General features: G+C 61.5%; 1 protein-coding gene. It reads right to left on the reverse strand.

All coding sequences use genetic code 11. The features are described from left to right. On the reverse strand, positions 1-1,420 hold a 1,420-nt coding region (locus tag FHX14_RS32730), incomplete at both ends, for a calcium-binding protein (RefSeq protein ID WP_246713519.1).

The raw sequence follows: 1,420 nt of genomic DNA on the forward strand, positions 1-1,420 counted from the left end.
TCGCCAATCCCGCCCAACATCGTGTCGGAGCCACCACCGCCGATCAAAGTGTCGTTGCCGCCAGCCCCCATAAGCTTGTCGGCAGCAACACCGCCCTTGAGGACGTTGTCGAGCGCATTGCCGCTGCCGGTAAAGGCCGCCGTGCCGGTCGATGTCAGGTTCTCGACATTGTTGCCGAGCGTGTAGGCGGCCAGATTCGTCTGCACCGTGTCGATACCCTCGTCGGCATTTTCGATGACGATATCACCGCCACCGATGACATAGGTATCGTTGCCGACACCGCCGGAAAGCGTGTCGACGCCTGCCCCACCGGTCAGGATGTTGTTCAGCGTATTGCCTGTCCCGGCAAAAGTTCCCGTACCGATATAGGTGAGGTTTTCGACATCGCTGCCAAGCGTATAGCTTGCCAGTGTCGTGCGAACCGTGTCGGTGCCCGCGCCGGTGTTCTCGGCGACGCTGTCGCCGGCATTGTCGACGATGTAGATGTCGTCGCCCAACCCACCGATCAAGCTGTCCGCACCGGCCCCGCCGTTCAGCGTGTCGTTGAAGGCGCCGCCGGTGATCGTATTATCAAGTGCATTGCCGGTGCCGGTGAAGCTGGCGGACCCGGTATAGGTCAGGTTCTCGACATTGGCCAATGTGGCGATCGAGTAGGCTGCAAGCGCCGTGCGGATTTCGTCGGTGCCGGCGCTGTCCTTGATCACGTCGCTCGCACTGTCGACGATATAGATGTCGTCGCCGGCGCCGCCGTCCAGCGTGTCGTTGCCGGTGCCACCGTCAAGCGTGTCGTTGCCGACGCCGCCGGTAATCGTGTTGGAGAGCGCATTGCCGGTGCCGGTGAAGCTGGTCGATCCCGTATAGAGCAGGCTCTCGACATTGTTGTCGAGCGTATAGCTTGAAAGCGCCGTCTTGATCAGATCGGTGCCTTGATTGGCGGCTTCGGTGACCACGTCGCCAACATCATCGACAATATAGGTGTCGTTGCCGGCTGCGCCGATCAGTATGTCGGCTCCGGCGCCTCCGTCCAGGGTGTCGGCACCTGCCCCACCCTTGATCGTGTTGGCAAGGCTATTGCCGGTCCCGGCAAAGGCTGCCGTGCCGGTATAGGTGAGGTTCTCGACATCGCTGCCAAGCGTATAGTTCGCCAGTGTCGTGCGAACCGTGTCGGTGCCCTCATCGGCGGCTTCGGTGACGATGTCGCCGGCATTGTCGACGATATAGGTGTCGTCGCCTTCACCACCGGTCAAGCTGTCGGCGCCAACCCCGCCATCCAGCGTGTCATTGCCGGTGTCGCCGGAAAGCGTATCAATGGCAGCGCCACCCGTGATCACATTATCGAGTGCGTTGCCGGTCCCGGCGAAAGCCCCTGTGCCGGCAAAGCTCAGGTTCTCGACATTGTCGGCAAGCGTATAGCTCGCCA

Source organism: Rhizobium sp. BK619, assembly GCF_014195245.1.
Taxonomy (GTDB): domain Bacteria; phylum Pseudomonadota; class Alphaproteobacteria; order Rhizobiales; family Rhizobiaceae; genus Rhizobium; species Rhizobium acidisoli.